The 26,825-nt window shown below is 30.4% G+C and carries 31 protein-coding genes; 16 read left to right on the forward strand and 15 right to left on the reverse strand.

Annotated elements, in window-relative coordinates; translation table 11 throughout:
- Nucleotides 1-9: 9 nt before the first annotated feature.
- The 5 genes from greA to AJ884_RS04255 all read right to left on the reverse strand — a co-directional run bounded on the left by greA (nucleotide 10) and on the right by AJ884_RS04255 (nucleotide 4,022).
- Nucleotides 10-495, reverse strand: a complete 486-nt coding sequence (greA, locus tag AJ884_RS04235) for a transcription elongation factor GreA (RefSeq protein ID WP_070233686.1) — start codon at nucleotides 493-495, stop codon at nucleotides 10-12.
- A gap of 11 nt (nucleotides 496-506) precedes the next feature.
- Nucleotides 507-1,601 (reverse strand): lipid-A-disaccharide synthase, encoded by a 1,095-nt coding sequence (lpxB, locus tag AJ884_RS04240; protein ID WP_070233685.1) that lies wholly within the window; start codon nucleotides 1,599-1,601, stop codon nucleotides 507-509.
- 210 nt (nucleotides 1,602-1,811) lie between these two features.
- Nucleotides 1,812-2,384: a cytochrome c oxidase subunit IV gene (locus AJ884_RS04245; RefSeq protein WP_044779556.1), complete on the reverse strand. Its 573-nt coding sequence runs from the start codon at nucleotides 2,382-2,384 to the stop codon at nucleotides 1,812-1,814.
- A gap of 14 nt (nucleotides 2,385-2,398) precedes the next feature.
- On the reverse strand, nucleotides 2,399-3,205 hold the full coding sequence (locus tag AJ884_RS04250) for a cytolethal distending toxin subunit B family protein (RefSeq protein WP_070233684.1): 807 nt from the start codon (nucleotides 3,203-3,205) through the stop codon (nucleotides 2,399-2,401).
- 16 nt (nucleotides 3,206-3,221) lie between these two features.
- Nucleotides 3,222-4,022, reverse strand: coding sequence for an RICIN domain-containing protein (locus AJ884_RS04255; protein WP_070233683.1), 801 nt, complete (start codon nucleotides 4,020-4,022; stop codon nucleotides 3,222-3,224).
- Between the two features lie 479 nt (nucleotides 4,023-4,501).
- Between AJ884_RS04255 and surE the strand changes: the two genes are divergently transcribed.
- Genes surE through AJ884_RS04270 form a run of 3 tightly spaced genes read left to right on the forward strand, consistent with a single transcriptional unit; the run spans nucleotide 4,502 to nucleotide 6,703 of the window.
- Nucleotides 4,502-5,278, forward strand: a complete 777-nt coding sequence (surE, locus tag AJ884_RS04260) for a 5'/3'-nucleotidase SurE (protein WP_070233682.1) — start codon at nucleotides 4,502-4,504, stop codon at nucleotides 5,276-5,278.
- Nucleotides 5,268-5,933 (forward strand): ThiF family adenylyltransferase, encoded by a 666-nt coding sequence (locus AJ884_RS04265; protein ID WP_074470129.1) that lies wholly within the window; start codon nucleotides 5,268-5,270, stop codon nucleotides 5,931-5,933. Before surE ends, AJ884_RS04265 begins: the two co-directional genes overlap by 11 nt.
- Nucleotides 5,930-6,703, forward strand: coding sequence for an OXA-184 family class D beta-lactamase OXA-614 (locus AJ884_RS04270; protein WP_070233680.1), 774 nt, complete (start codon nucleotides 5,930-5,932; stop codon nucleotides 6,701-6,703). Before AJ884_RS04265 ends, AJ884_RS04270 begins: the two co-directional genes overlap by 4 nt.
- Here the strand turns inward: AJ884_RS04270 and AJ884_RS04275 are convergent.
- The 7 genes from AJ884_RS04275 to AJ884_RS04305 are packed head-to-tail and all read right to left on the reverse strand — an operon-like array spanning nucleotide 6,659 to nucleotide 11,835.
- On the reverse strand, nucleotides 6,659-7,540 hold the full coding sequence (locus AJ884_RS04275) for a sulfate/molybdate ABC transporter ATP-binding protein (protein ID WP_070233679.1): 882 nt from the start codon (nucleotides 7,538-7,540) through the stop codon (nucleotides 6,659-6,661). The genes AJ884_RS04270 and AJ884_RS04275 overlap by 45 nt on opposite strands.
- Entirely contained in the window at nucleotides 7,537-8,211 is a 675-nt protein-coding gene (gene modB / locus AJ884_RS04280) for a molybdate ABC transporter permease subunit (RefSeq protein ID WP_070233678.1), read from the reverse strand. The genes AJ884_RS04275 and modB overlap by 4 nt, the downstream gene beginning before the upstream one ends.
- On the reverse strand, nucleotides 8,204-8,605 hold the full coding sequence (locus tag AJ884_RS04285; RefSeq protein WP_070233677.1) for a molybdopterin-binding protein: 402 nt from the start codon (nucleotides 8,603-8,605) through the stop codon (nucleotides 8,204-8,206). Before AJ884_RS04285 ends, modB begins: the two co-directional genes overlap by 8 nt.
- Nucleotides 8,602-9,351, reverse strand: a complete 750-nt coding sequence (gene modA, locus AJ884_RS04290) for a molybdate ABC transporter substrate-binding protein (RefSeq protein WP_070278324.1) — start codon at nucleotides 9,349-9,351, stop codon at nucleotides 8,602-8,604. The genes AJ884_RS04285 and modA overlap by 4 nt, the downstream gene beginning before the upstream one ends.
- A gap of 50 nt (nucleotides 9,352-9,401) precedes the next feature.
- On the reverse strand, nucleotides 9,402-10,088 hold the full coding sequence (bioC, locus tag AJ884_RS04295) for a malonyl-ACP O-methyltransferase BioC (RefSeq protein ID WP_070233675.1): 687 nt from the start codon (nucleotides 10,086-10,088) through the stop codon (nucleotides 9,402-9,404).
- Nucleotides 10,085-10,696, reverse strand: a complete 612-nt coding sequence (locus AJ884_RS04300) for a pimeloyl-ACP methyl esterase BioG family protein (RefSeq protein ID WP_070233674.1) — start codon at nucleotides 10,694-10,696, stop codon at nucleotides 10,085-10,087. Before AJ884_RS04300 ends, bioC begins: the two co-directional genes overlap by 4 nt.
- Complete coding sequence (locus tag AJ884_RS04305) at nucleotides 10,693-11,835, reverse strand: aminotransferase class I/II-fold pyridoxal phosphate-dependent enzyme (RefSeq protein WP_070274992.1); 1,143 nt, start codon at nucleotides 11,833-11,835, stop codon at nucleotides 10,693-10,695. The genes AJ884_RS04300 and AJ884_RS04305 overlap by 4 nt, the downstream gene beginning before the upstream one ends.
- Before the next feature lie 67 nt (nucleotides 11,836-11,902).
- Between AJ884_RS04305 and AJ884_RS04310 the strand changes: the two genes are divergently transcribed.
- Nucleotides 11,903-13,186, forward strand: a complete 1,284-nt coding sequence (locus AJ884_RS04310) for an adenosylmethionine--8-amino-7-oxononanoate transaminase (protein ID WP_070233672.1) — start codon at nucleotides 11,903-11,905, stop codon at nucleotides 13,184-13,186.
- Here AJ884_RS04310 and AJ884_RS04315 read toward each other — a convergent pair.
- The 3 genes from AJ884_RS04315 to AJ884_RS04325 are packed head-to-tail and all read right to left on the reverse strand — an operon-like array spanning nucleotide 13,173 to nucleotide 14,443.
- Nucleotides 13,173-13,778: a dethiobiotin synthase gene (locus tag AJ884_RS04315; RefSeq protein ID WP_070233671.1), complete on the reverse strand. Its 606-nt coding sequence runs from the start codon at nucleotides 13,776-13,778 to the stop codon at nucleotides 13,173-13,175. The genes AJ884_RS04310 and AJ884_RS04315 overlap by 14 nt on opposite strands.
- Nucleotides 13,779-13,787: 9 nt before the next feature.
- Complete coding sequence (locus AJ884_RS04320) at nucleotides 13,788-14,102, reverse strand: DMT family transporter (RefSeq protein ID WP_002794052.1); 315 nt, start codon at nucleotides 14,100-14,102, stop codon at nucleotides 13,788-13,790.
- Between the two features lie 2 nt (nucleotides 14,103-14,104).
- The gene (locus AJ884_RS04325; RefSeq protein ID WP_002892867.1) at nucleotides 14,105-14,443 is read right to left on the reverse strand and encodes a DMT family transporter; all 339 of its coding nucleotides are present in this window, start codon (nucleotides 14,441-14,443) and stop codon (nucleotides 14,105-14,107) included.
- Nucleotides 14,444-14,574: 131 nt separating this feature from the next.
- Here AJ884_RS04325 and AJ884_RS04330 point away from each other — a divergent pair, with 131 nt between their 5' ends.
- The 12 genes from AJ884_RS04330 to perR all read left to right on the forward strand — a co-directional run bounded on the left by AJ884_RS04330 (nucleotide 14,575) and on the right by perR (nucleotide 26,817).
- Nucleotides 14,575-15,111, forward strand: coding sequence for a 50S ribosomal protein L25/general stress protein Ctc (locus AJ884_RS04330; protein ID WP_002791314.1), 537 nt, complete (start codon nucleotides 14,575-14,577; stop codon nucleotides 15,109-15,111).
- On the forward strand, nucleotides 15,108-15,653 hold the full coding sequence (gene pth / locus AJ884_RS04335; RefSeq protein ID WP_002892865.1) for an aminoacyl-tRNA hydrolase: 546 nt from the start codon (nucleotides 15,108-15,110) through the stop codon (nucleotides 15,651-15,653). The genes AJ884_RS04330 and pth overlap by 4 nt, the downstream gene beginning before the upstream one ends.
- 1 nt (nucleotide 15,654) lies before the next feature.
- On the forward strand, nucleotides 15,655-16,713 hold the full coding sequence (locus AJ884_RS04340; RefSeq protein WP_070239976.1) for an LptF/LptG family permease: 1,059 nt from the start codon (nucleotides 15,655-15,657) through the stop codon (nucleotides 16,711-16,713).
- Between the two features lie 43 nt (nucleotides 16,714-16,756).
- Entirely contained in the window at nucleotides 16,757-17,965 is a 1,209-nt protein-coding gene (gene lysA, locus AJ884_RS04345; RefSeq protein ID WP_070239978.1) for a diaminopimelate decarboxylase, read from the forward strand.
- Between the two features lies 1 nt (nucleotide 17,966).
- A complete protein-coding gene (locus AJ884_RS04350; protein WP_070239980.1) occupies nucleotides 17,967-18,728 on the forward strand; it encodes an HAD-IIA family hydrolase in 762 nt (253 codons plus the stop codon).
- A complete protein-coding gene (gene pheA, locus AJ884_RS04355) occupies nucleotides 18,722-19,795 on the forward strand; it encodes a prephenate dehydratase (RefSeq protein ID WP_070239982.1) in 1,074 nt (357 codons plus the stop codon). Before AJ884_RS04350 ends, pheA begins: the two co-directional genes overlap by 7 nt.
- Nucleotides 19,785-20,879 (forward strand): histidinol-phosphate transaminase, encoded by a 1,095-nt coding sequence (hisC, locus tag AJ884_RS04360; protein ID WP_002922251.1) that lies wholly within the window; start codon nucleotides 19,785-19,787, stop codon nucleotides 20,877-20,879. The genes pheA and hisC overlap by 11 nt, the downstream gene beginning before the upstream one ends.
- 53 nt (nucleotides 20,880-20,932) lie before the next feature.
- Nucleotides 20,933-22,615 (forward strand): flagellar basal-body MS-ring/collar protein FliF, encoded by a 1,683-nt coding sequence (gene fliF / locus AJ884_RS04365; protein ID WP_002861099.1) that lies wholly within the window; start codon nucleotides 20,933-20,935, stop codon nucleotides 22,613-22,615.
- Complete coding sequence (fliG, locus tag AJ884_RS04370; protein WP_002854670.1) at nucleotides 22,615-23,643, forward strand: flagellar motor switch protein FliG; 1,029 nt, start codon at nucleotides 22,615-22,617, stop codon at nucleotides 23,641-23,643. The genes fliF and fliG overlap by 1 nt, the downstream gene beginning before the upstream one ends.
- A gap of 7 nt (nucleotides 23,644-23,650) precedes the next feature.
- Nucleotides 23,651-24,481, forward strand: a complete 831-nt coding sequence (gene fliH, locus AJ884_RS04375; protein WP_070233667.1) for a flagellar assembly protein FliH — start codon at nucleotides 23,651-23,653, stop codon at nucleotides 24,479-24,481.
- Entirely contained in the window at nucleotides 24,474-26,321 is a 1,848-nt protein-coding gene (dxs, locus tag AJ884_RS04380; RefSeq protein ID WP_070233666.1) for a 1-deoxy-D-xylulose-5-phosphate synthase, read from the forward strand. Before fliH ends, dxs begins: the two co-directional genes overlap by 8 nt.
- Before the next feature lie 85 nt (nucleotides 26,322-26,406).
- On the forward strand, nucleotides 26,407-26,817 hold the full coding sequence (perR, locus tag AJ884_RS04385; RefSeq protein WP_070233665.1) for a peroxide-responsive transcriptional repressor PerR: 411 nt from the start codon (nucleotides 26,407-26,409) through the stop codon (nucleotides 26,815-26,817).
- Nucleotides 26,818-26,825: the final 8 nt, after the last annotated feature.

Raw genomic sequence — 26,825 nt, forward strand, 5'->3', positions numbered from 1 at the left:
TTTTTATCCTTAAAATTTCAAAGGCTCATAATTTATAGAAAGGATTTCAAATTCACTCTCACCTTTTGGCAAACGCACTTTAAAATCATCTCCTTCTTTTTTCCCAAGCATAGCTTTTGCTATTGGAGATGCGATGGAAATATAACCCTTATCTAAATCTCCTTCGCAAATTCCTACTAGAGTATATTTGCTTTCTTTTTCTGTATCCAAATCCATGATCACAACACTTGAGCCAAATTTCACACTATCATGTTCATAGCTTGAAGGATCGATCACTTGAGCTCTTGCTAGCAAGTCACTAAGCTCTGCCATACGACTTTCTATCAAAGCTTGCTTTTCTCTTGCAGCATGGTATTCCGCATTTTCTTTCAAATCCCCGTGACTTCTTGCTGTATCGATTTCTATTACAACAGCAGGGCGTTGATTGTCTTTTAAATCTTTTAATTCTGCGGCTAACTTATCATAGCCAAATTGACTCATTGGTTCTTTTTGCATGATTTATCCTTTTATATTTCGTTTAGGATTTTTGCTAAATTTTTAGCACTTCCAAATTGTAAATATTCTTTTAAAAAATCAACTTTAGCAAAAAATGCCTTATAATCATATTTATTGTAAGCTTCATATAAATTTAAAACATTGACTTTATCTTGTAAAAATTCAGGATTTAAAGCTTCTTTTCCAGCAAAATCACAAAAAATATTTGCAAGTCCTATGTGTTTTAATTTTACAAAAAGTTTTGCGATAAAAATATCAATCGCTTTTGCTTTGTAAGTAAGAACAAAAGGAGTTCCCACTAAAGCCGCCTCTAAAGTAGCCGTTCCACTACAAATAAAAGCAAAATCAGCTTTTTTAAGCACTTTTGGAGTGTTACTTTCTATTTTAAATTCACTAATATCACCATAAATTTCTAATTTTTCAAGATTAAATGGGGGAACGCAAAGAATTTTTTCACCCTTAAATTTTTGCGAGAGTTCTTTAAAAATAGGCATTAAACGCCTAATTTCACTACGCCTTGAACCTGGTAAAAAGGCTATAGTTTTTTCATCATCTTTTTTTGAAAGTGCATGATTAATGTCTTCTTTATTTTTAAATTCTTTTATCTCATCTAAAAGCGGATGGCCTACATAAGTGCTTTTGTTAAAAAACTGATTATCAAAGGGCAAAATAGAAGCTAAAATATCAAAATGACTTTCTATGATAGGTATGCGACCTTTTTTCCACGCCCAAACTTGAGGTAAAATATAATAAATGCGTGGAATTTTACTGCCTGCTTTTTTTAAAGCCTTAGCAAAAGGTATGTTAAAAGCGGGCGAATCTATACATAAAATCCCATTTATTTTTTGAGTAAAACTTAAATTTACAAGTTCTTTTATAGCTTTTTTTCCTTTAAAAATCAAAGGCAAAACTTCTATGAAACCCATGGCACTAAATTCATGTGAGCTATAAAGCGGCTTAGAATTTAGATCGAATTCTTTACATAAGCTCTCATCATAAATCCCATGAATTTCAAATTTACCAAAGTCTTTTTTATAAGCTTTTAACACTTCTTTTAAATGCAAATTTGCCGAAGGTTCTAAGGCACAAACTAAAAAGGTTTTCAAAAAAATTTCCTTATAAATATTTTAAATATTTTAAATATTTTATCTTATTTTGGCTTAATTAAAAGAAGTTGTGGAAAAATACACGCTAAAAGTGTATATGAAGGTTTATTTTCTCCAGTAGTATTTTTTGAAAATTATTTATTTTTTGCATCGATTTATTAAATATTTTAATTACTCACAAGCTTATTATTTTAGCTTGCTTGCAAGTAATTAATAAATAGGGGTTGCTTCTATAATGGCTGGGGTAAAAAACATTAATTCATTTAAATCTAAAAATAAAGCTGGATCTAAAGTACATGGTTGTATACCAAAACGTTTTTCTATTGGAACATTTGGATTATAAAATATTTTCATACATTCTCTTCCACCTTCAACTAAAGATCTTATTTGAACTGCTGAGCTAGTTGTTGGCATAATAGAAAATATAGTTTCTAACTTTCCATCTTTTAAATCTTGTTTGCATGATTTCCCTCCAAAAAAACCACTTTCTAGTATCGCCAAACAAATATCATCATCGTTTGGATTTACAAATTGCACATAACCAAAGTGTAACAATTCTCCTAATTCATCTTTTTGTTTTAATTCATCGCTAAGTATAATTTCTCTTAAGATCCAATTTTGGTCTTTTAAATCTTCCGAAGTCTCTCTAAAAGGGCTTAAACTAATTCCTGTCTGTAAGGATCTAATAGCAAACATTGGTGTAAAATCAGATAAATCGCCAGGTTCTTCGATAGATTTAGATAAGCTTAATAAAACTAATATTAAAATAACAATTTTTTTCATAACAACACCTTATATTAAAAAAATTTTCTAAAATTCACAGGAAAATGATCTGAAGCTAAAAATGTTCTAAGTCCAGCAGCAGCTAGTATGGCTAGTATAGCTGGGGGAGTATATCTTCTAGTTGTATCAGAATTTCCTGTAACAGCGTAATCAAGAACACCACCACTTGCTTGAGTATAAGAAGCAGGAGAAACAAAATATATACGATCCCTTAATCCTCGATCTAATAAAGATGCTAATGAGCCTGGATTTCTATTAAAATCTCCCAAGATCATCCAATTAATTTGAGGCATGTTTCTAAAATGCATATCAACAGCAGTAACTATAGCACCTGCATCATTTCCTCCTCTTGCTAAAGCATGTGCGTTGAAAAATACATCATTGCCAATACGGATTCCTATGATAGGTCTTGAAGCAACGGTTGGAGGAGGTAATACAATTACTTCATCCGCTTGTCTTCTACTTACTATTGCCATATTAACTCTATTTGCTCCTACATCAACTCTTGAATAATATATAAAAACTGAATTAGGACGAGATAAGGTTCCTAGATTCCATTCGTATTCATGGATAGGAATACCCACCCCAACAGGTTGAACTTGTCTTTGTGTCATTACTGCAGTGGATGGTAAAACACCTGCTTCTTGAATAGCTAAGACATCCATAGGATTGCTTCCCGTAACAAGTTGTCTAATACTAATATTCCATTTACTTTCTGTTGATGCTGAAGAACCTTGTAAATTCCATGTTCCAGCATTATAATCTTCTAAAGAAGCAAAGCTTAAATTTATACTTAAAATGATTAATAATATTTTTTTCATAATTAACTCCAAAAATTTATCTATAGGGACTATGAGTAGCATAAGTAGGCGGTGCTATATACCACTGTCTATCTAAATTTTTTTCTCCTGATTTTAAACAATCAGTAAGAAATATTTTATAATAACTAAAATCAAATTCTTTCATCACATCATTTATAGGCGTTTGAATGCATTTTTGAGTTGCGTAATTATAAATTTGGTAAGCACCATTACTCATAGGAAATAATATCCAAAATTGAGCAAAATTGCTTTGATCGCAAGGGTAATGGACAATCCCTTCGCCATAAGCATTGAGACATGTAAGCGTCTTAACGTTTTTAATCATAACTTTGTTTTGAGGAAATTCTATGATTTGCCAGACATTTGCATCGCCAAAAGGTATACTTGAATATAAAGTATAGCCCCATATCCAATTTCCGGGTCTTAAAGCCCATACAGTTAAAGCAGCTCCTGATGGACCCATTATGGTTACAAAATCACTAGGATATCCTCTATTTTCATATACAGATGCATCATTAAATTTTCCATTTGATTGTAATCTAGGCGAAGGTCCTTTAACAAAATCATTACCTTTAAAAGTATTTGTTTTTATTACAGGTGGTTCTAAAGGAACATCTTTTGGTATCAAATCTGAACCATCAACTAAAGCAGGAGTTTCTTGTTTGGCTGGTATTGTAGGTGTTTTTCCTATTTTAAGTGGATCGCTATCATGCAAATCACCGTAAGATCGTCCCAGAGGATTAAGCTCTTTAGAAGAGCATCCGATAAAAAATATCAATAATAAGCTTAATACTATCATAGAATGAAATTTTTGCATTTTTTCTCCTTGAGTGAATTAAGATATTGATAAGTATAATAATATAATTTTAAAAATATATAAAAAATTATAATTTAAGATTAAATAATTGTCTTCTATAAAAGAATAAAATTTTAATTTTTTGGAAAAATTATAGTTATAAAAAAATATATTAATATCAAAATGAAAGTTAATTTTAATAATAAAAAAAGTTTTTTTATTATTAAAATTTAAGCTATGGAATTTTAAGTTTTTAAGAATAAAAATATAAATGAGTATGGAATTCAAAATATTTGAACACTAGAAGAGTTACGATTAAAATCGTGATTCTAAAGTGTAGATTGGACTAAATAATAAAAATTAAGTTAATTTTGAGTTAATTGTGAATTACTTTATTGAGTTGAGAATAAAAGAATTAATTATAAAGAACATTCCGATATAGCTTTATTTGTATTTATTCTTAAAGCTTTTTATGTTAAAATATCCAATAAGGAAAAGCAATGAAAGAAATTCTTATCACTAATGATGATGGCTATGAGAGCAAAGGACTTAAAAAACTCATTAAAATGTTAAAAAAAGAATTTAAAGCCAAGATCACCATAGTAGCTCCTGCTAGTGAAAAATCAGCTTGTTCACATTCCATAACTCTAACTAAACCTTTGCGTTTTGTTAGAGTAGGAAAAAGATTTTACAAGCTTGATGATGGTACTCCAGCAGATTGTATTTATCTTGCACTTCACGCACTTTATAAAACACGCTTGCCTGATCTTGTAATCAGTGGGATTAACAAAGGAGCAAACGTAGGTGAAGATATTACCTACTCAGGAACTTGTGCAGGAGCTATGGAGGCGGTTTTACAAGGAATTCCTGCTATCGCTCTTTCTCAATTTTATAAAAAAAGCGAAAAAGAACTAGACTATAAAAATGCTTTAAAAATTACCAAAAAAATCATTCAAAATATTTTTGATAAAGGTTTTCCTTTGGAAAAAAAAGAATTTTTAAATATCAATTTTCCTGCAAAATCAAAAATCAAAGGCATTAAAATTTGTAAAGCAGGCAAAAGGGTTTATAATTTTGAAGCCCACTCAAATGTCAATCCAAGAGGAGTTGAGTATTATTGGCTTGCAGCAGCGAATTTAGACTTTGAAGATGAGAAAAATAGCGATATTGTCTTACTTAAAAAAGGCTACGCTACAATAACCCCTATAATGCTGGATCTTACAGCTTATGAAAAAATGAAAAAAGTTAAAAAATGGTTAAAGGCAAATGATGAATGATAGATTTACACGTATAAAATGGCTAGTTGGAGAAGAAAAATTTCAAAAAATTTCACAAACAAAAGTTTTGGTTTGCGGACTTGGTGGAGTGGGTGGAATTTGCGTTGATGCACTTTATCGTAGTGGTTTTAAAAACCTTACTTTAATCGATGCGGATAAATTTGAAATCACCAATCAAAATCGCCAAATTCATAGCGAAAATATAGGCGAAGAAAAAGCTAAAGTATTTGAAAGAATTTATAAGGCTAAAGGTATAGTCAGCAAAATCGATGAAGATTTTTTAGAAAAATTTGATTTAAGCGAGTTTGATCTTATCATAGATGCCATTGATGATATCCCTGCAAAAGTAGCTTTGGCTCATCTTATAGATTTTAAAAAACAAATTTTTATCTCTTCAACAGGTGGAGCTAGAAAGCTTGATCCAACACGCATTAAAACTACAAGTATTTTTAATACTCACGGCGATGCTTTAGCGAAAAAATTTCGTTATGAACTTAGAAAATCAGGCTTTAAGGGAAATTTTGATGTGGTATTTTCTGATGAAGAAGCACATTGTAAAGATTTAGGTTCTTTTATGGGTGTAACAGCTTCTTTTGGTTTGGCTTTAGCAAGTTTAGCAATGAGAAAAGTCTTATCAAAATATAAAGAGCAATGAGAAATTTTATTGTATTTATATTGTTTTTGAATATAGCCATTGGAGAGGATAAAATACTTGGTAATTTTTTTAAAGATTGTAATACAAGTGGGACTTTTATAGTCTTTGATGGAAAAAATTATGCAAGTAATGATTTTCAAAGAGCTAAACAAACCTTTTCTCCTGCTTCAACTTTTAAAATTTTTAATGCTTTAATTGCACTTGATAATGGTGTAGTTAGAGATACAAAGGAAATTTTCTATCATTATAAGGGTGAAAAAGTATTTTTGCCCTCTTGGAAACAAGATGCTAGTTTAAGCTCAGCCATAAAACGCTCTCAAGTGCCTGCTTTTAAAGAATTGGCAAGAAAAATAGGACTTAAAACCATGCAAGAAGGCTTAAATAAACTTTCTTATGGAAATACAAAAATTTCAAAAATCGATACCTTTTGGTTGGATAATTCTTTACAAATTTCTGCAAAAAATCAAGCTGATTTGCTTTTTAAACTTTCGCAAAATTCTTTACCTTTTTCCAAAAAAAGTCAAGAAGAAGTTAAAGAAATTATTCTTTTTAAGGAAGATAAAATCCAAAAAATTTATGCTAAAACAGGTTTTAATGATAATATCAATTTAGCTTGGATTGTTGGATTTGTAAAGACTGAAAACAAAATTTTATCTTTTGCTTTAAATGTTGATATAAAGGACATTAAAAATATTAAAATAAGGGAAGAATTATTAAATAAGTATTTAGCTAATTTTTCCAACAATAATAGGATTAAAAGCTTTTACTGAAAGTATGAGAGTATCGCCTATTTTTATATCTTGATAAGCTTTTAAAAATTCCTCTTCACTAAGAGTAATTTTAATAATGTCTTGATTTAAAAGCAAGGTTAAAACCACTAAAATATCACTTTTTTTAATTTCTAACAAAGTTGCACTCAAACGCAATTTTGCACTAATACTTGAATGAGTAAAAAATTCATTTTTAGGAAAATCCTTAATGATTTTTCCATTCCTAAGCTCTAAAATTCTATGACTTAACTTATAAATTTCAGCTAAATCATGACTTACCAATAAAGTACTTATCTTAAAATACTCTAAAATTTTAGCCAATTCATCTTGTAAATTGGCGCGCATTTTAAAATCCAAAGCACTCAAAGGCTCATCTAAAAGCAAAATTTTTGGTTCCCTTGCTAAAGCTCTTGCTAAAGCTACTCTTTGTGCTTGTCCTCCGCTTAAATGTTTAGGATAAATTTTAGCTAAATTTTCAAGTCCCATTAAGGCTAAAAGCTCGCTAACCTTTGCTTTAGAACTAGCGGCATAGGCGATATTTTCTTTTACATTCATATTTGGAAAAAGCGCATAATCTTGAAAAACAAAACCAATTTTTCTTTTTTGCAAAGCTAAACTAAAATTTTTTGAAGAATCAAACCAAAGTTCATTATCTACTTCTATACGCCCCAATTTAGGCTTTATAAGTCCTGCTATGATTTTTAAAAGAGTGGTTTTTCCTGCTCCACTTTCGCCAAAAAGTGCGGTAATTTTTCCTGATTCTATATCTTTTTTAAAATTTAAATCCAGTCTTCCTTTGGCGGTATTCATAGGATGATTGATATCAATTTTTATCATTGAAAACTCATTTTTTTATTGACAAAATAAAGACTAAAAAGCACTAAAAAAGAAAAAATAAACAATATAAAAGCATATTGATGGGCTAAGCTATAGTTTAAGATCTCAAGCTCATCATAAATAGCTATACTAGCTACTAAAGTTTCACCTTGTTTATGTCCTCCTATCATCATCACGACTCCAAATTCACCCACAGTATGGGCAAAACTCATCGCACAAGCACTAAAAATTCCTGCTTTAGAATTAGGCAAAATCACTCTAAAAAGAGTGTAAATTTTACTTTTACCTAAACTATAAGAAGCATCGAGTAAATTTGGATTGATCGATGAAAAGGCACTTTGCAAAGGATTTACCATAAAAGGCAAAGAAAAAATCAAAGAAGCAAAAACAAGACCTTCAAAACTAAAAACCAAAGAAAGATTAAAATATTCTTTTAAAACTTGCCCTAAAAAACTATTAGCCGAAAAAGTTACAAGCAAATAAAATCCCAAAACACTAGGAGGTAAAATCAAAGGCAAAGAAATAAAGCTTTGAAGGATTGTTTTAAAAGGAAAACGCACAAAACTTAACAAATAAGCTAAAAAAACACCGATAAAAAAAAGAATAAAAGTCGTGATAAAAGCAAGTTTAAAAGTAAGATAAAGGGTTTGTAAAAAAGCTGGTTCAAGCACTATGACTCCTTAATACAATATCATTTGCTTTTACAAAACAAAGCCATTCTTGATTTTCACAAAGTTCAAGTTCTAAGGCTTTTTCTTTGGTGATGATACTAGAAAGCTCATTACCCTTAAAATCAAAAAATACCTGATACAAAAGTTCGCCTTTTTTAATTTTTGTAATTTTAGCTAAAAAAGAATTTTCAACACTTAAAAGAGTTTTGCTTGTGCTAAAACAAAGCTCATGCTCTTTAAAAAGAAGTTCTACACTCGCACCAATTTTTAAATTTTCTAAAGACTTTAATTCAAGCATTAAAACACTAAAAATCACTTCTTTAGAAAGTATTTTAACAATAACTATATCCTCTTGATTTAAAAGCTCGTAAATTTGTCCTTTTATAAGGTTCATGGTGTGCTAAATCCGTATTTTTTAAAAATCTCTTTTGCTTTTGAAGAGCTAATAAATTCACTAAATTCAAAGGCTAATTTTTTATCCTTAGCATATTTTGTGATGACATAACTTTGCTCTAAAGGACTAAAATACTTTGGATTAATAATACTTGTTTTACCTTTAGGATGATTGATAGGAGAAACTAAAGAATAAGCCACTATAGCTATATCTGCATTTTTACTATCTACATGTAAAACAGGCACTGAGATATTTTCGCCTAAAACGATTTTGTCTTTAAAAAGCTCATTTAAATCCAAATTTTCAAGCACTTCTTTAGCTGCTACTCCATAAGGAGCTACTTTAGGATTGGCTATGCTTAGATGCGTGATTTTACCTGCCTTTTCTTTTAAATTTTCAATGCCTCTTTGGAGTAAATTTTCATCCAAACTATACAAAGCCAAAACTCCTAAAACATAAACTTTTGGCTTTATTAAGGCATTTTTATCATCATAAATAGCCTTAGTATATTTAGTATCCGCTGAAAAAAAGAGATCAAATTCTCTTCCTTGTTTTAAAAGTTCATAATATTTTCCAGAAGCACCAAAAACCAATTCTATTTTATCTTCTGGATGTGTTTTCAAAAACTCATCTTTAACTTCACTCATTGCCTTTGAAGCTGAAGAAGCTACAAAAATGCTTAAATTTTGTGCATTTAGATGTAAGGTAAAAAACAAAATCCCAAAAAATACTATAAACTTTTTCATTTAGTTTTCCTTGTGTAAAAATTTAATTTTTGGATTATAACACAAAAAATTCATTTTATATCATTTTTGCATAAAATAAATACAGGATGATAAGTGAGTTTGTTTTGAAATTTTTCTTCAAATTCTTTTAAAAAACTTTTATTTAAAGGATAAAATCCTAAAGAATTTACACCGCTAAATTTTAAATGCCTAAAAACATCTAAAGCATTATCAAAGCTTAATTCTATGAGTTCTTGAGTAATTTTTACCTCATTAAAATAGACTTTAAAAATTTGCTCTAATTCATTTAAGCTAAAATAATTTAAACCAAAACCCGTGCTTTGCTTGATTTCTTTTAAATTTTGTTCTGCAAAAGTAGAAAGAAGTAAAATCCCATTTTGATTTAGCATATCCCTAAGACTTGGTAAAATGCGTTTTAAATCAAGCCATTGCAAAGTTGCATTTGAAACAATAAGATCAAATTTCTCTTTACTTAAATCTTGTTTTGCAATTTCGTTCATATCAAAAATTAAAATATTAGAATTTTCTTTAAAATCTAAAATATCGTTTTTTAAATATTCATCAAAAGTAATGAAATTTTGAAGTTTTTTGCTCAATTCACCTCTACCGCAACCAAATTCAAACACTTTTTCAAAATGTGAAATTTTTAAATCTTTTAAAATTTCACAAAGTTTTAAACCCATAAAATCTTGCACTTTTGCATGTTTTTCATAATCTTTTGCTTTTAAAAAATTCAAATTTCATCCCAAGTTTTAAAATCAAAAAAAGCAAAATGCGGTTCATCTAAAAAAATAAGTTTTGAAAAAGCATTTTTTAAAGTATTTGGTGGAAAAATTTTATCTTCTTTACTTGAATAAACCTTATCCCAAAGCAAATTTTCTTCTTGTTTTGTTAAAGCAAAGTCAAAAAGTTTTTCAAGTTCTATTTTTAAAGCTTTTTCATCTTTAAAAATAAAATCTTTGACTAAGCTTTTGCGTTCTTCAAATAAAACTTCTTTGAAATTTTCTAATTTAAAATTTTGCAGGGTTTTTTTAAAAATTGTAGGATGAATTCCTTTTGATTTATCTATACCTAAATTTGTGCCATTTATGGCTATTTTTTGTTTAAAATTAAGCTCTTTTAAAAGTCTATTTGCTACGCAAACCCCCATAGAAAAAGCGATTAAAAAAAGTTCATCAAAAGCTTTGAAATCAAAATTTAAATCAAAATTTTCATAATCATAAAATAAAATCACATTTTTATTGCTTTTTAAATGCGAAAAATGACTAGGATGTGAAGCAAATCCCCCAAATATCACTATAAGTTTTTTTGAATCAGGATTTTTACATAAAAATTCATATTTCATAAAAGCTCTATTATCCTTTCAAGTTCTTCTGTGTTAAGTCCTGCATGTAAGGAAAAACGAATTCTGGCTTTATTCTTTGGCACGGTAGGTTCTTTGATCGCAGGAGCAAAAAATCCAGCTTTTTGGAGTTTTTGTGAAATTTCTAAGGCTTTTTTATTTTCACCTAAAAGCAAGCAAATAATATAAGCATCGCCTAAAACAGTGTGATTTTTTTCTTGCAATTTACTTTTAAAAAAAGTACTTAAAAACTCTAATTTTTCTCTTTCTTTCTTAAAATAAGGCATTTTTTTAAAAATAAATTGCGTCCAAGCTACATTAATAGGTGGCAAGGCTGTAGAATAAATAAAAGCTCTAGCTTTGTTGATGAAAAATTTTTTATATTTTTCATCACATATTATACAAGCACCTATGGAAGCAATGGCTTTACCAAAGGTAAAAACCAAAAAATCCACTTCATTTTCCAAGGCTAGTTTTTTAACAAGCCCCAAACCTTCTTCATCAAAACAACCCACGCTGTGTGCTTCATCTATATAAAGCTTAATTTTATCATAACGTCTTTTAAGCTCACACAAAGTTTTAAAATCGCTAAAATCTCCATCCATACTAAACAAAGCTTCGCTTAAAACGATGATATTTTCATATTTATCATAATGTTTTTGGATTAAACTCTCTAAATGATTCATATCTTTATGATGAAAACGAAAAAAATCAGCTCCGCCAAGTCTTAAACCATCAATCATACTTGCATGAATAAATTTATCGGTTAAAAAAAGCGTCTTAGAAACGCTAGAAAGTGCTGCTATACAAGAGATATTTAGATGATAACCACTATTAAAATGTAAAATTTCCTTATCTTTAAATTTAGTCTTTAAAAAACTTTCTAATTCTTCATAAATTTCAAAATTTCCACTCAAACTTCTTGAACTCGAACTTGAAAAAAATAAATCTTGCTCTTTTAAGGTGTTCAAAAACTCAGCTTTTAACTCTTTAGAAGACGCCAAATAAAGATAATCATTTCCTGCTAAATTTAAAAGTTTTTGATCTTGCTTATAAACAAATTTATTTTCATGTTTTAAAGGCGTTAGAGTTCTTAGATTGTGATTTTGCTCTAGATCTTGCAAAATTTTTTCAAGCTTCATTTTTTTCCTGTAAATTTAAAAATTTAAAGTATTATTTTGCCAAAATATTTTTAAAAAAGAAGTTATGATGCAAAATCAAATCTTAAAAAATCTCGATTTAAAACACATTTGGCACCCTTGCACACAAATGAAAGATCACGAAACTTTACCTTTAATCCCTATAAAAACAGCAAAAGGCGTGTGGCTTTATGATTTTGATGATAAAGCTTATATGGATTGTGTGAGTTCTTGGTGGGTAAATCTTTTTGGTCATTGTAATGAAAAAATCGCAAATGCCATTAAAAAACAAGTTAATGAGCTTGAACATGTGATTTTAGCAGGTTTTACACATGAGCCTATCATCAAACTTTCGGCTAGACTTTGTGAAAAAGTGGGGCGTGATTTTAATAAATGTTTTTATGCAGATAATGGCTCAAGTGCCATTGAAGTAGCACTTAAAATGAGTTTTCATTATCATTTAAATAAAGGTTTGAAAAAAAATAAATTTTTATCCCTAAGCAATTCCTATCATGGTGAAACCTTAGGGGCTTTAAGCGTAGGCGATGTTGCGCTATATAAAGATACTTACAAAGCCTTGCTTTTAGAGTGTTTAAGCACTCCTGTGCCACAAGGTAAAGACTATACTAAAGAGCTTGAAATTTTAAAAGATATTTTAGAAAAACACTCGAGTGAAATTTGTGCTTTTATTCTTGAACCCTTGGTGCAATGTGCGGGAAATATGCACATGTATGAAGTTGGTTTTATCGATGAAGCGATCAAGCTTTGCCATGATTTTAATGTGCAAGTGATTTTTGATGAAATTGCAGTGGGTTTTGGACGCACAGGAACTTTGTTTGCCTTGCATCAATGCAAACAAAGCCCTGATTTTATCTGTCTTTCAAAGGGAATTACAGGAGGATTTATGCCTCTTTCTGTGGTGCTTACAAAGGATGAAATTTATAATGCCTTTTATGCACCTTATAGCGAGCAAAAAGCCTTTTTACATTCTCATAGTTATACAGGAAATACTCTAGCTTGTGCAGCGGCTAATGCGGTTTTAGATATCTTTGAAAATGAAAATATTTTAGAAAAAAATCAAATTTTAAGCGCCTTTATCCAACAAGAATTTTCAAAACTTAAAAAATTTGATTTTTTAGGAAATTTTAGAACTTGCGGAATGATTAGTGCTTTTGATATTTTAAGTTATAAATATGAACGCGTGGGGCTTTTTGTATTTCAAAAAGCCTTAGAAAAAGGTTTGCTTTTAAGACCTTTGGCAAATACGATTTATTTTATGCCTCCTTACATCATCACAAAAGAACAAATCGTTTATGTAGTAGAGAGTTTAGAGCAGATTTTTAAGGAATTTTAAGTTGTAAAATTTCTTGCATTTGTTCTTTAAAATCTTTATTTAAAATACTATTTTCATCAAAAAAATCAAGATTGATTATAGGAATTTTTGCATAATTTTTTATAAAATCATCTTGTAAGATATCTTTTTTACCCATCATCACAAGGGCTAAAATATTGATATTTCTTTGCTTTAAAGCTTCAATGCTAAGCAAGATATGATTAATACTTCCAAGATAGTATTTTGCTACTAAAATCGTAGGGTGTTTAAAAATATTCATAAAATCAATCATAGTGTAATTTTCATCCATAGGAGAAAAAAGCCCACCCGCAAGCTCAATAAGTAGGTTTTTGCTTTTTGGTAAAATGATATCTAAGGCTTTATAATCAAGCTTTTCTTTGATTTTTCCAAGATGAGGAGAAGCTGGAGTTTGCAAAAAAATACCTTCTTTAAAAATCTTTGTTTTTGGGCTAAATTTTGCAATAAAATCGCTATCTGTTGGAGTTCCTGCTTGAATGAGTTTAAAATAGTCATAGTTAAAATTCGCGCAAAAAGCTGCACTAAAATGTGTTTTTCCTACATCAGTATGTATTCCACTCACATAAATTTGCACAAAAAATCCTTAAGAAAGAAATTTTAAACCTACTGTACAAGCAATAATCACAGCGATTAAAAAAAGTTTTAAAAAACTTTTACTTTCTTTATAAAAAAGTACTCCTATCATTACCCCACCAGCAGTTCCAGCTCCTGTCCATATAGCATAAGCAACACTCATAGCGATATTTTGCATACTTAAGCTTAAAAAAGTAAAAGAAAATCCAAAACACACAATCAAAGCCAAAAGGTAAAGCTTGTTTTTAGTGCTTACAAGTTCTTTCATGATCACCACACCAAAAATTTCACAAGCAGTAGCTAAAAACAAATAAAACCATTCCATAACTAAGCTTCCTTGCTTACCCATTTAAGGGCTATAATGCTTAAAAGTAAAATCGCTATAAGCACAAGTTTAACTATAGAAACAGCCTCGTTAAAAATAAACATTTCATTTAAAACCACCCCAACAGTGCCAATGCCTACAAAAACACTATAAGTAATACTTACTTCAAGTCTTTCACAAGCTTTTAAAAAGCAAGTAAAAGAAATACAAACCCCAATGGCTGTTAAAATATAGTGCCAAATTTCTGTAGAATACTTAAGTCCGCTTACCCAAAAGCATTCTATAATCCCACCTAAGATTATTAAAAACCAAGCTATATTGATATTGAATTTTTCATTCACATGAAGCCTTAAATTAACATAATTTATAAAACAAATTATATCTTAAAGAAATTAAAAGAAGCTATAAATTTACTTTTCCATAAGCCAAAATTAGATATAATCAAAGCTCATTTTTTAAGAAAGGACAAAAGATGTTAGAAGGTATCGTTAGAGAGAGTATCGGTAGAAAAGCTGCTAAAGCTTTAAAAAGAGATGGTTATCTAATCGCAAACATCTATGGAAAAGGATTAGAAAACATCAATGCCGCTTTTAAAGTAAATGAGTTTATTAAGGAAGTTCGTAAAAAAACTACTTTAATTTTTGATGTAAAAGTAGGTTCTCAAACTTTAAGCGTTGTAGTTGTGGATTATCAAAAAGATCCTGTAACTGCAGAACTTAAACATGTGGATTTAAAAGTTGCACAAAAAGGTGTGATTTCTAAATACATGGTTCCAGTTAAAATCACAGGAACAGCTATAGGTCTTAAAAATAAAGGTGTTTTAATCCAATCAAAAAGAAGATTAAAAGTAAAATGTGCAGCTGAAAATTTGCCAAATTTCTTCGAACTTGATGTAAGTAAGCTTGATGTGGGTGATGCTTTGCTTGTTCGTGATATTGTAGTTCCTGCGGGAGTAACTATGATTGATGCTGATAGAGTAGCGGTTGTAGGTGTAGAAAAAGCTAGATGATTTTAGTCGTAGGGCTTGGCAATATAGGCGTAGAGTATGAAAATACCCGTCATAATGTCGGTTTTATGCTAATTGACTTGCTTTTAAAAGAAAGCAATTTTACAAATCTTACAAACTCTAAATTTAAAGGAGAACTTTTTAAAATAGGTTCTTCTTTGCTTCTTCTTAAACCTAGTACTTATATGAATAATTCAGGACTTAGTGTAAAAGCAGTGAATGATTTTTATAAATGCGAAAGAATGATAGTTATCCATGATGATATAGATATAAATTTAGGAGCCTTGCGCTTTAAAAAAGGCGGTTCAAGTGGTGGACATAATGGGCTTAAAAGCATAGATACTTTATGTGGAAATGATTATGAAAGAGTGCGTATAGGAGTGGGAAAGGGTGAAAATGTGATTTCCCATGTTTTGGGCAAGTTTAAAGCCGAAGAAGAAATAACTTTAAGCAAAGTTTTAGAGCATACAAAAAAAGCTTTGCTTGAGCTTATTGAAAATGATGATTTGTCTGCTATATCATCTAAATACAGCCTAAAGGCTTAAGATGTGGATATTTTTTCGTTTTATTTCAGGGATTTATCTAAAAAATTTTTTTATTATATTTTTTTCTTTACTTGGTTTTTATTGTGGTATTGATTTGCTCTTAAATTTTAAAGATCTACCAAAAGCCGCAAATCTTGATTTGCTTTATATTATGTTTTTATCTTTCTCGGCAGTACCTTATGTATTACCCATTTCTTTGATTTTTGCCTTGGTAGTTTCTTTGATTTCCATGATCAGGGCAAATGAATTTGTAAGTCTTTATGCATTAGGACTGAGCAGAAATTATGTTATTTTATTTCCTTTTTTATGGGCTTTATTTTTTTGTTGTATTTATATAGGATTGAATTTTACTTCTTTTGCTTATGCAAATGATTATAAGAGAAATATTTTAAAAAATGGCACTATTATGAATCAAAGTGGAGAAGTGTTTTTGAAATTTAACAATAATTTTGTTTATATTTCAAAGATAAATCATGGACAAAATAGTGCTCAAAATATAAAAATTTTTAATATCAATGATTTAAATTTAAGCTCTTTTGTAAGTGCTAAAAATGCCCATTTTGAAGGTGAAAGTTGGATTTTGCGAGATGGTAATATTACATTATTACCTAAAAATTATGAACTTGCTAATGATGGTTTAAAGATACAAGATTTCTCCGAGCTTAAATCACTTGAGGGTTTTAAACCAAAGATTATAGAAGGGGTTGCTAGTAATAGTGATTATTCAATATCTGACGCACTTGAAAGTTTTGAGCTTTTTAAGGCGCAAAATGTCAATACAGATGCTCTTAAAATCAATCTTTATAAATTTGTTTTTACTCCTTTTTTTGCACCATTTTTAATGCTTATTATGTATTATTTTTTTCCTGTAATAGCAAGATTTTTTAATCTTGCTTTTGTAACTTTTATAGCTTTTGTAGTGACTTTGATGATTTGGGGAGTCTTGTTTTTGCTTACTAGATTAAGCGAAAATAGTGTGATTGCAAGTGAAATTGGCATTGTAGTGCCTATTATAATTTTGGGTTGTTTAAGTGCTTATATGTATTATAAGCATCGATAAATTAAGCTTTGTGTAGTAAAATTATAAAAATTAAAGGTTAAATATGGATTATAAACAATTAAAGCAAGAATTTAATACTCCTTTTTATATTTACAATTTTGATTTCATAAAAGAGCGTTTTTTAAATCTCAAAGAGGCTTTTAAGGCTAGAAAATCTCAAATTTTTTATGCTGTAAAAGCCAATTCAAATTTAAGTTTGTTGCAAATGCTTGCAAATTTAGATAGTGGATTTGATTGTGTGAGTATAGGCGAGGTAAAGCGTGCCTTAAAAGCAGGGGCAAAAGCTTATAAGATTATTTTTAGTGGAGTAGGAAAAACCAAAGAAGAGTTAAGACAAGCTTTAGAATATGATATTTTATATATTAACCTTGAAAGCGAAGCTGAAATGATGCTTTTAGAAAGTGTGGCTAAAGAACTTAATCTAAAGGCAAGAATTAGTATTCGTGTTAATCCAAATGTTGATGCAAAAACTCATCCTTATATTTCTACAGGATTAAATGAAAATAAATTTGGTGTTGAAATTGATATAGCAAGAAAAATGTATCTTTATACAAAAAATTCATCTTTTTTAGAGCCTGTTGGAGTGCATTTTCATATAGGTTCGCAACTTTTAGATATTTCTCCTATTCATGAAGCAGCAGCCATTGTCGCAAAACTTGTAAGAGAGTTAAAAGCCTTGCAAATCGATCTTAAATTTTTTGATATAGGCGGTGGCTTGGGTGTGGCTTATGAAAAAGATGAGTGTGAAGTTGATCTTTATAATTATGCACAAGGTATATTAGCACAACTTCATGGGCTTGATTTAACCATAGGAATGGAGCCTGGAAGGTATTTAGTTGCTAAAAGTGGAGAATTTGTTTGTTCAGTACTTTATGAAAAACAAAATAAAACCAAGCGTTTTGTTGTAGTAGATGGAGCGATGAATGATCTTATACGCCCAAGTTTATACGAGGCTTATCATGAAATAATCTTACCTTATACTCAAGCCCAAGAGAGTTTATGTGATGTTGTAGGTGGAATTTGTGAGAGTGGAGACTTTTTTGCTAAAGCAAGGTCTTTACCTAGCACTCAAAGTGGTGATATAATGGTTATTAAAAATACTGGAGCTTATGGTTTTAGCATGAGTAGTAACTACAATACTCGTAATAAAGTTTGCGAATTAGCCCTTGAAGAAGGACAGGTAAGATTGATCCGTCAAAGAGAAAATTTTGAAAATCAAATCGTTTTAGAAGAGAAATTTTTAAAGGCTTAAAATGTTTTTTTTAGATGTTCAAGGGACTTTAATTTCTGATCATGATAAGAGTTTAATCCATGGTGCTAAAGAATTGATCGATTTTTTAAATGCAAAAAATCTTCCTTATGTTATTATTACTAACAATACAAAAAAACTTGATTTTTTAGAAAAATTACAGCAAAAAGGATTGGCTATAAAAGAAAATGCTTATATTGATCCTTTTAGCGTTTTAAAACACCTTTTAAAACCTTGTAAAGTTGTGGCTTTTGGTGCAGATGAGTTTGTAAAAAGTCTTGAAAATCTTGGTTTTGAACTTGATTTTGTAAATCCTAGTGCTGTGCTTGTAGCTAGTTATGATGATTTTAAATTTAAAGATTTTGCTAGTATGATAGAATTTGCTAGAAGAGAAGTTAGGTTTATAGCTATGCACGAAACTAGCATTTATAAAAAAGATGGCAGGCCTTATCCTGGTGTAGGTAGCATTATGGCTATGCTTAAAAATGCTATTGATTTTAAATACGAGGTTGTGGGTAAGCCTAGCATTGCTTTTTATAAAGAAGCTTTAAATTTGATAAGAAGACAAAATTCAAAAATCGATTTTGAAGATATTAAAATCATTAGTGATGATTTTAGAGGAGATTTGCTTAAGGCAAAAGAACTCGGCATGAAAACCTTGTTAGTTTTAAGCGGCAAAATAAGCGACACAAAAGGGCTTGATACGGATTTGCTTGATGGAGTTTATCCTAGTGTTTTTGAGTTTTTAAAGGAGCTAAAATGCTAAATTTAGAAGAATTTAGAAATAAAATCGATGCGGTTGATGATAAAATTTTAGAACTTTTAAACGAAAGAATGACTTATGTTAAAAGCATAGGCGAGCTTAAACAAAGTAGCGGGGGAAGTATTTATCGTCCTGAGCGCGAAAGAGCCATTATCAATCGTTTAAAAAATGCAAATTTAGGACTTTTAGATCAAAATGCCATAGAGGCAATTTATCAAGAAATTTTTGCAGTTTCAAGAAATTTAGAAATGCCTCAAACTATAGCTTATTTAGGGCCTGAAGGAACTTATACTCATCAAGCAGCAAGAAGTCGTTTTGGAGCGATGAGTCGTTATATAGCCTTGGCTAATATCGAAGATGTTTTTAAAGAGTTAAGCAACAAAGAAGCAAAATACGGTGTTGTGCCTATAGAAAATAATACCGAAGGTGCAGTAGGTATTACTTTAGATTGTCTAGGTAGGTATAATGAGCTTAAAATTTTTGGTGAAATTTATATGGATATTCATCATTCTTTTGTGGGAATTAATGAAAATTTAAAAGAAATCAAACGTATTTATTCGCATCCACAAGGTTATAATCAATGTCGTAAATTTTTAGAAAGTCATGAACTTAGTGCTATAGAATTTGTTCCTTCAAAATCTACAGCTAATGCGGCTTATCTAGCTTCGCAAGATAAATATGCAGCAGCAATTTGCTCTAAAATAGCGGCTAAGCTTTATAATGTGCCTGTGCTTTTTGATAAAATAGAAGATAATGCAGCCAATAAAACAAGATTTTTAATTTTAAGCGATATTAAAAATCCTAAAATGCCAAATTGTAAAACTTCTATTTTAGCACACACAGCACATAAACCTGGGGGGCTTAGCTTTTTATTAGAGCAGTTTAAAAAAGAAAATATCAATCTTACCAAGCTTGAATCTCGTCCTGTAAAATCAAAAGAATTTTTACACAGTTTTTATATAGATTTTGAAGGGCATATTGATGATGAAAATGTAAAAAAAGCTTTAAAAGATATACAAGAGATTGTTTGGCTTGGATCTTATTTATCAGGAGAGAAAGATGAAATTTAATGAATTTTTAAATCATTTAAGCAATTATGAACCCGGCAAAGATATAGAAGTTATTGCTAAAGAATATGGCGTTAAAGAAGTGATAAAATTAGCAAGTAATGAAAATCCTTTTGGCACGCCACCAAAAGCTATAGAATGTTTAAGACAAAATGCAAACAAAGCCCATCTTTACCCTGATGATAGTATGATAGAACTTAAAAGCACATTGGCTCAAAAATACAAAGTTCAAAATGAAAATATTATTATCGGTGCAGGCAGTGATCAAGTGATTGAATTTGCTATACATGCTAAGTTAAATTCTAAAAATGCTTTTTTGCAAGCTGGAGTTACCTTTGCTATGTATGAAATTTACGCCAAACAATGCGGTGCAAAGTGCTATAAAACTCAAAGCATTACTCATAATTTAGATGAGTTTAAAAAGCTTTATGAAACGCACAAAGATGAAATTAAACTCATTTTCTTATGCTTGCCAAACAATCCTTTAGGCGAGTGTTTGGATGCAAGTGAAGTGACCAAATTTATTAAAGGTGTGGAGGAGGATTGTTTAGTTGTGATTGATGCAGCTTATAATGAATTTGCAAGTTTTAAAGATAGCAAAAAACATTTAGAACCTTGTGAATTGATTAAAGAATTTGACAATGTACTTTATTTGGGAACTTTTTCTAAGCTTTATGGATTAGGAGGCTTACGCATTGGTTATGGCATAGCTGATGCTAGTATTATTAGTGCATTTTACAAGCTTCGTGCGCCTTTTAATGTGAGCAATCTTGCTTTAAAAGCAGCAGTTGCAGCAATGGATGATGATGAATTTACTGAAAAAACTTTAGAGAATAATTTTTCTCAAATGGAGCTTTATAAAGAATTTGCTAAAAAACATAATATCAAAATCATTGATAGTTATACAAATTTCATCACTTATTTTTTTGATGAAAAAAATAGTACAGATTTGTCTGAAAAATTGCTTAAAAAGGGTATAATAATAAGAAATTTAAAAAGCTATGGTTTAAATGCTATACGCATTACTATAGGAACATCTTATGAAAATGAAAGATTTTTTACAGAATTTGATAAGATTTTAAGATAGATATAAATCAAATAAAAATATGTAAAATTCGCCAAACTAAGGGATGAGAATTAATGGATTTTAAAAATATGTTTCATCAAATTGGGCAACTTTATCAAAATTTAACTCGCAAGCAGCGTATAGTGATTGCTGCATCTATTGTAGTGGTGGTTGGGTTTTTGGTTTTTTTAGCTTTATTTCGCGGAAGTGGTAGTAATGCAAATAATGGATATGCAGTTTTAGTTGAAAATGTAAGTCCAAGTTCTTCTGCTGCAATTGTAGCTAAACTTGAACAAAATAATATTCCCTATAAATTAGAAAGTGAAAATAAAATTTTAGTTCCACAAGATCAGGTTTATCGTCAAAGAATGTTTATTGCAAGCGAAGGTCTTATAAAAGATAGTCGCGTGGGTTTTGAAGCTTTTGATACTCAAGCTTTTGGAGCTACAAATGAAGAACAAAAGGTAAAATACCAAAGAGCCATAGAAGGCGAACTTGCAAGAACTATTGAGACTTTAGAACCTATTCGTAGCGCTGTTGTACACATAGCATTTCCTAAAGATAGTGTTTTTACCGAAAGGCAAATTCCGCCTACAGCTTCAGTTGTTGTTAATGTTCGCGAAGGCTTAAAGCTTACTAGAAAACAAATTGATGGTATAAAAAATATTGTTTCAGCGGCGGTTCCAAAACTTACTAAAGAAAATGTTAAGATTAGTGATCAAAGTGGTGTGCCTTTAGATGAGCAAGAAGCATATGAAGATGATTTGGTTCGTGCGCAAATTAAATTTAAAAGTGATCAAGAAAAAGCTTTAGAAGATAAGATTATAGAAAATTTAGCTCCTTTTGCAGGTGGTATGGATAAAGTAAAAGTGAGTGTAAATATAGATTTTGATTTTTCCAAGCAAGAATCTCAAAGTGAAATTTATGATCCAAATCCTATAGTGCGTAGCGAGCAAACTTTAAACGAGGAAAGAACAGGTAGAAAAGATCCAGAAATTCAGGGTGTTCCAGGTGCTGTTTCTAATATAGGTCCTGTTGAAGGACTTGACAATAAGGGTCAAATTGACACTTATAAAAAAAATCAAGTTACTACGAATAATGAACTTTCTAAAACTATTACAAATACCAAAAAACAATTTGCAACAGTTTTACGCACTTCAGCAGCTGTTACTATAGATGGAAAATATCAAGATGTGGTTGATGAAAATGGGGATGTGAAAAGCGAATATGTTCCATTAACCAAAGAAGAGCTTGCAAGTGTTGAGAGTATAGTTAAAAATACTATTAATTTTAGTGCTACTAGAGGTGATAGTGTTGTAGTTCAAAATTTACCATTTCATCGTGAGTCGATTAGAGTTGAGAGTAAAGTTAAAACTTTTTATAATCGTTTTATTGAGCCGTTTATTCCACCGGTTAAGTATTTTATTGCAGCGATTTTACTTTTTATTTTTTACAAAAAAGTTATTACTCCATTTACTCAAAAAATGCTTGAAGATGTCGCAGCGCAAGAAGAAATGCAGCAAGGTCCAAATGCTGTTTTAGATGATGTTGAAGATACTTTGGAAAAAATGAATGCAGCAAGGAAAAAAGTTGAAGAACAACTTGGTTTTGGAGATAATTTCAATGAAGATTCTATCCAGTATGAGGTTTTGCTTGAAAAATTGCGTGGTTTGGTAAGTGATAAAAGCGAGGAAATTGCTGCACTTTTGCAAAATTTAATTCAAAACGATAGTGAATTTGGTGAAAAGGATATGTGATGATAAAGCTAAGTGAAGAACAAAAAATGGTCTATGATGATTTATCGATGCCTGAAAAGGTGGCGATATTTCTTATACAACTTGGCGAAGATGCAACAACTTCTGTGTTTTCACATATGGAAATTGATGTAATTACAGAAATTTCACGTTATATTGCTATGGCTAAAAATGTTGATAGATCCGTAGCTACTGCAGTTTTAGAAGAATTTTACACTCTGCTTCAATCAAATCAATATATTAAAAGCGGTGGTTTGGAATATGCTAAAGAAATACTTTTTCGTACTTTTGGACCAGAGATTGCAAATAAAATTCTTGAAAAACTCACTAAAAGTATGGAGAATAATCAAAATTTTGCTTATTTGGCGCAAATTAAACCACAGCAACTTGCAGACTTTATTACCAAAGAGCACCCACAAACCATCGCTCTTATTTTGGCACACATGGATTCTATTCATGCGGCAGAAACTTTAGAGTATTTTAGTGATGAATTAAGGGCTGAGGTGGTTATAAGAATGGCAAATCTTGGCGATATTTCTCCAAGTATTATTAAAAGAGTTTCTGCAGTGCTAGAAAGCAAGCTTGAAAGTCTTACCTCTTATAAGGTTGAAGTGGGCGGCCCAAGAGCAGTAGCAGAAGTGCTTAATCGTTTGGGACAAAAAGCAAGCAAATCAACCATTACTTATATTGAACAAAGTGATGAACGCTTAGCAGAGACTATTAAAGAGCTTATGTTCACTTTCGATGATATACAAAAACTTAGTACTCAAGCTATAAGAGAAATTTTAAAAGTAGCTGATAAGCGTGATTTAATGATAGGTTTAAAAGGCGCAAGTGAAGAGTTAAAGCAAAAATTCTTAGCCAATATGTCTACGCGTGCAAGCGAAGCTTTTCTTGAAGAAATGGGTTTTTTGGGTGCTGTGCGTGTTAAAGATGTTGAAGATGCACAAAGAAAGGTTGTTGAAGTGGTGCAAAAACTTGCAGAACAAGGTCTTGTTCAAACAGGCGATGCGGATGAAATGATAGAGTAGGTGAGAGATGGTTAATCGTAGCAATGTAATTTCTGGTGGGGCTTCTGATCAGCATGTTGTTGAAGGATATCGTTTTAAAGTTATTTCAGAATTTGATAATCATATAGGTGAAAAAAAACATACTCAAACTCCAGATGAAGAAAATGCTAATATATCTTTAAATGATGAAAAACCAGTCGAAGAAAATCATGCTATTGCCCCTACGCAAGCTGTTATGGAAACTCAAATTCCAACATTTCAACCAAGTTTTGTTGAAGATTTGCTTAAAAAAACAGATGAAATGTCAAGCAATATTATTAAACTTCAAATGCAAATAGAAAGTCAAGAGAATGAATTTAATAACCGCTTAAATTCAGAACTTGAAAATGCTAAAGAAAAATTTGCCAAAGAAGGTTATGAGAAAGCAAAAGAAGAATTTCAAAAGGAATTGAGTGATTTTAAAGATAAGTATTTAAAAAGTATAGCCAAGCTCGATAATGCTTGTGAAAATCTTGAAAATTTTATAGAAAAAAACGAGAAAGAATTAGCAGATACTGCTATAGATATCGCTAAAGAAGTAATCTTAAAAGAACTTGAACTAAATTCAAGTAAGATAGCTTATGCTTTGGCCAAAGATTTAATCGGCGAGCTTAAGGGTGCTAGTGCAATTGAGCTTAAGGTTAATGCAGAGGATTATGAGTATTTAAAAGAGCAATTTGATCAGAATGCTCATATTAAAATAAGTCTTGATGATGCAATTAGCAAAGGAAGTGTTATTATTATAAGTGACGCAGGCAATATAGAATCCAATCTTAACTCTCGTCTAACTAAAATTAAAAAAATGGTGAATAATGAGTAAAAAATTTGCCCATACTCAAGAAGAGTTAGAAAAGCTAAGTTTAAAAGAATTAGAAAATTTAGCAGCATCTATACGTGAAAAAATCATACAAGTTGTGAGTAAAAATGGTGGACATTTAAGTTCAAATTTGGGTGCTGTAGAACTTAGTATAGCAATGCATTTGGTTTTTGATGCAAAAAAAGATCCTTTTATTTTTGATGTGTCACATCAATCTTATACACACAAGCTTTTAAGCGGAAAAGAAGAAATATTTGATACTTTAAGACAAATCAATGGTTTAAGTGGTTATACAAAACCTAGCGAGGGAGATTATTTTGTAGCAGGGCATTCTAGCACCTCTATTTCTTTGGCAGTAGGTGCTTGTAAGGCCATTGCTTTAAAGGGTGAAAAACGTATTCCTGTTGCTTTGATTGGAGATGGTGCTTTAAGTGCGGGTATGGCCTATGAGGCTTTAAATGAATTGGGTGATTCTAAATTTCCTTGCGTAATACTTTTAAATGATAATGAAATGAGTATTTCAAAACCAATTGGAGCAATTTCAAAGTATCTTTCTCAGGCTATGGCAACGCAGTTTTATCAAAGTTTTAAAAAGCGTATTGCTAAAATGTTGGATATATTGCCTGATAGTGCTACTTATATGGCCAAGCGTTTTGAAGAGAGTTTTAAACTTATTACTCCTGGGCTTTTGTTTGAAGAATTAGGGCTTGAATATATAGGGCCTATTGATGGACATAATTTAGGTGAAATTATTTCTGCATTAAAACAAGCAAAAGCTATGCAAAAGCCTTGTGTGATACATGCTCAAACCATAAAGGGTAAAGGCTATGCTTTAGCTGAAGGAAAACATGCTAAATGGCACGGGGTGGGAGCTTTTGATATAGATAGTGGAGAGAGTGTTAAAAAAAGTGATGCTAAAAAATCTGCTACTGAAATTTTTTCTAAGAATTTGCTTGATTTAGCCTCAAAATATGAAAATATTGTTGGGGTTACGGCGGCTATGCCAAGTGGAACAGGTCTTGATAAGCTTATAGAAAAATATCCAAATCGTTTTTGGGATGTGGCTATTGCAGAACAGCATGCAGTAACTTCTATGGCCGCTATGGCAAAAGAAGGATTTAAACCTTTTATTGCAATATATAGCACCTTTTTACAGCGTGCTTATGATCAAGTGATTCATGATTGTGCGATTATGAATTTAAATGTGGTTTTTGCTATGGATAGAGCAGGGATAGTAGGCGAAGATGGGGAGACGCATCAAGGTGTTTTTGATCTTAGTTTTTTAGCTCCTTTGCCAAATTTCACTCTTTTAGCTCCAAGAGATGAACAAATGATGCAAAATATAATGGAGTATGCTTATTTACATCAAGGACCTATTGCTTTTCGTTATCCTAGAGGGAGTTTTATTTTGGATAAAGAATTTAATCCTTGTGAGATAAAACTTGGTAAGGCGCAATGGCTTGTAAAAAATAGTAGTGAAATTGCTTTTTTAGGTTATGGACAAGGTGTGGCAAAAGCGTGGCAAGTTTTAAGAGCCTTGCAAGAAATGAATAATAATGCTAATTTGATTGATTTAATTTTTGCTAAACCTTTAGATGAAGAGCTTTTGTGTGAGCTTGCTAAAAAAAGTAAAATTTGGTTTATTTTTAGTGAAAATGTTAAAATTGGCGGTATAGAAAGTTTAATTAATAATTTTTTACAAAAATATGATTTGCATGTAAAAGTTATTAGCTTTGAATATGAAGACAAATTTATTGAACATGGAAAAACAAGTGAGGTGGAAAAAAATCTAGAAAAAGATGTCAATAGTTTGTTGACGAAAGTTTTAAAATTTTATCATTAAATAATAAAAAATATTATTTAATATAAACTTCTTTTAATAAAAATTTTATTATTATTTCCACTTAAAAAAGCAAGGAATAAATACAATGGAATTACTACAAATGCTTAAAAAACATGAGTTAAAAGCTACTCCGCAAAGACTATGTGTTTTAAAAATTTTAAAAAGACATGAGCATCCTAATATTGATGAATTATATACAGAAATTAAAAAAGAATACCCTTCAATCTCTTTAGCGACGGTTTATAAAAATCTTAATACTTTACAAGAACAAGGTTTAGTTGTTGAAATCAATGTTTTAAATCAAAAAACTTGTTACGATATCTATGAAGAAGAACATATTCATGTTGTTTGCGCCAAATGTGGTGGTATAGAGGATTTAAGTTTTAAAGATGCTAAGCTTTATGAATATCAAGAGCATTTAGAAAAAAAGATAGGCAATCTCATCAATCATCTGTCCGTTTGTGCTTATGTTGATAGTTGTAAAAAGTGTCATTAAGCAAAATA

The organism is Campylobacter sp. BCW_6463 (genome assembly GCF_001762785.1).
GTDB classification, from domain to species: domain Bacteria; phylum Campylobacterota; class Campylobacteria; order Campylobacterales; family Campylobacteraceae; genus Campylobacter_D; species Campylobacter_D jejuni.

Excerpts from the sequence above, each read along its gene's own strand:
- greA (WP_070233686.1), bottom strand. The coding sequence starts at position 495 with ATGCAAAAAGAACCAATGAGTCAATTTGGCTATGATAAGTTAGCCGCA.
- AJ884_RS04245 (WP_044779556.1), bottom strand. The coding sequence starts at position 2,384 with ATGAAAAAAATTGTTATTTTAATATTAGTTTTATTAAGCTTATCTAAA.
- AJ884_RS04250 (WP_070233684.1), bottom strand. The coding sequence starts at position 3,205 with ATGAAAAAAATATTATTAATCATTTTAAGTATAAATTTAAGCTTTGCT.
- AJ884_RS04255 (WP_070233683.1), bottom strand. The coding sequence starts at position 4,022 with ATGCAAAAATTTCATTCTATGATAGTATTAAGCTTATTATTGATATTT.
- surE (WP_070233682.1), top strand. The coding sequence starts at position 4,502 with ATGAAAGAAATTCTTATCACTAATGATGATGGCTATGAGAGCAAAGGA.
- AJ884_RS04265 (WP_074470129.1), top strand. The coding sequence starts at position 5,268 with ATGATGAATGATAGATTTACACGTATAAAATGGCTAGTTGGAGAAGAA.
- AJ884_RS04270 (WP_070233680.1), top strand. The coding sequence starts at position 5,930 with ATGAGAAATTTTATTGTATTTATATTGTTTTTGAATATAGCCATTGGA.
- AJ884_RS04275 (WP_070233679.1), bottom strand. The coding sequence starts at position 7,540 with ATGATAAAAATTGATATCAATCATCCTATGAATACCGCCAAAGGAAGA.
- AJ884_RS04285 (WP_070233677.1), bottom strand. The coding sequence starts at position 8,605 with ATGAACCTTATAAAAGGACAAATTTACGAGCTTTTAAATCAAGAGGAT.
- modA (WP_070278324.1), bottom strand. The coding sequence starts at position 9,351 with ATGAAAAAGTTTATAGTATTTTTTGGGATTTTGTTTTTTACCTTACAT.
- AJ884_RS04300 (WP_070233674.1), bottom strand. The coding sequence starts at position 10,696 with ATGAAATATGAATTTTTATGTAAAAATCCTGATTCAAAAAAACTTATA.
- AJ884_RS04305 (WP_070274992.1), bottom strand. The coding sequence starts at position 11,835 with ATGAAGCTTGAAAAAATTTTGCAAGATCTAGAGCAAAATCACAATCTA.
- AJ884_RS04310 (WP_070233672.1), top strand. The coding sequence starts at position 11,903 with ATGCAAAATCAAATCTTAAAAAATCTCGATTTAAAACACATTTGGCAC.
- AJ884_RS04320 (WP_002794052.1), bottom strand. The coding sequence starts at position 14,102 with ATGGAATGGTTTTATTTGTTTTTAGCTACTGCTTGTGAAATTTTTGGT.
- AJ884_RS04330 (WP_002791314.1), top strand. The coding sequence starts at position 14,575 with ATGTTAGAAGGTATCGTTAGAGAGAGTATCGGTAGAAAAGCTGCTAAA.
- pth (WP_002892865.1), top strand. The coding sequence starts at position 15,108 with ATGATTTTAGTCGTAGGGCTTGGCAATATAGGCGTAGAGTATGAAAAT.
- AJ884_RS04340 (WP_070239976.1), top strand. The coding sequence starts at position 15,655 with ATGTGGATATTTTTTCGTTTTATTTCAGGGATTTATCTAAAAAATTTT.
- lysA (WP_070239978.1), top strand. The coding sequence starts at position 16,757 with ATGGATTATAAACAATTAAAGCAAGAATTTAATACTCCTTTTTATATT.
- AJ884_RS04350 (WP_070239980.1), top strand. The coding sequence starts at position 17,967 with ATGTTTTTTTTAGATGTTCAAGGGACTTTAATTTCTGATCATGATAAG.
- pheA (WP_070239982.1), top strand. The coding sequence starts at position 18,722 with ATGCTAAATTTAGAAGAATTTAGAAATAAAATCGATGCGGTTGATGAT.
- hisC (WP_002922251.1), top strand. The coding sequence starts at position 19,785 with ATGAAATTTAATGAATTTTTAAATCATTTAAGCAATTATGAACCCGGC.
- fliF (WP_002861099.1), top strand. The coding sequence starts at position 20,933 with ATGGATTTTAAAAATATGTTTCATCAAATTGGGCAACTTTATCAAAAT.
- fliG (WP_002854670.1), top strand. The coding sequence starts at position 22,615 with ATGATAAAGCTAAGTGAAGAACAAAAAATGGTCTATGATGATTTATCG.
- fliH (WP_070233667.1), top strand. The coding sequence starts at position 23,651 with ATGGTTAATCGTAGCAATGTAATTTCTGGTGGGGCTTCTGATCAGCAT.
- dxs (WP_070233666.1), top strand. The coding sequence starts at position 24,474 with ATGAGTAAAAAATTTGCCCATACTCAAGAAGAGTTAGAAAAGCTAAGT.
- perR (WP_070233665.1), top strand. The coding sequence starts at position 26,407 with ATGGAATTACTACAAATGCTTAAAAAACATGAGTTAAAAGCTACTCCG.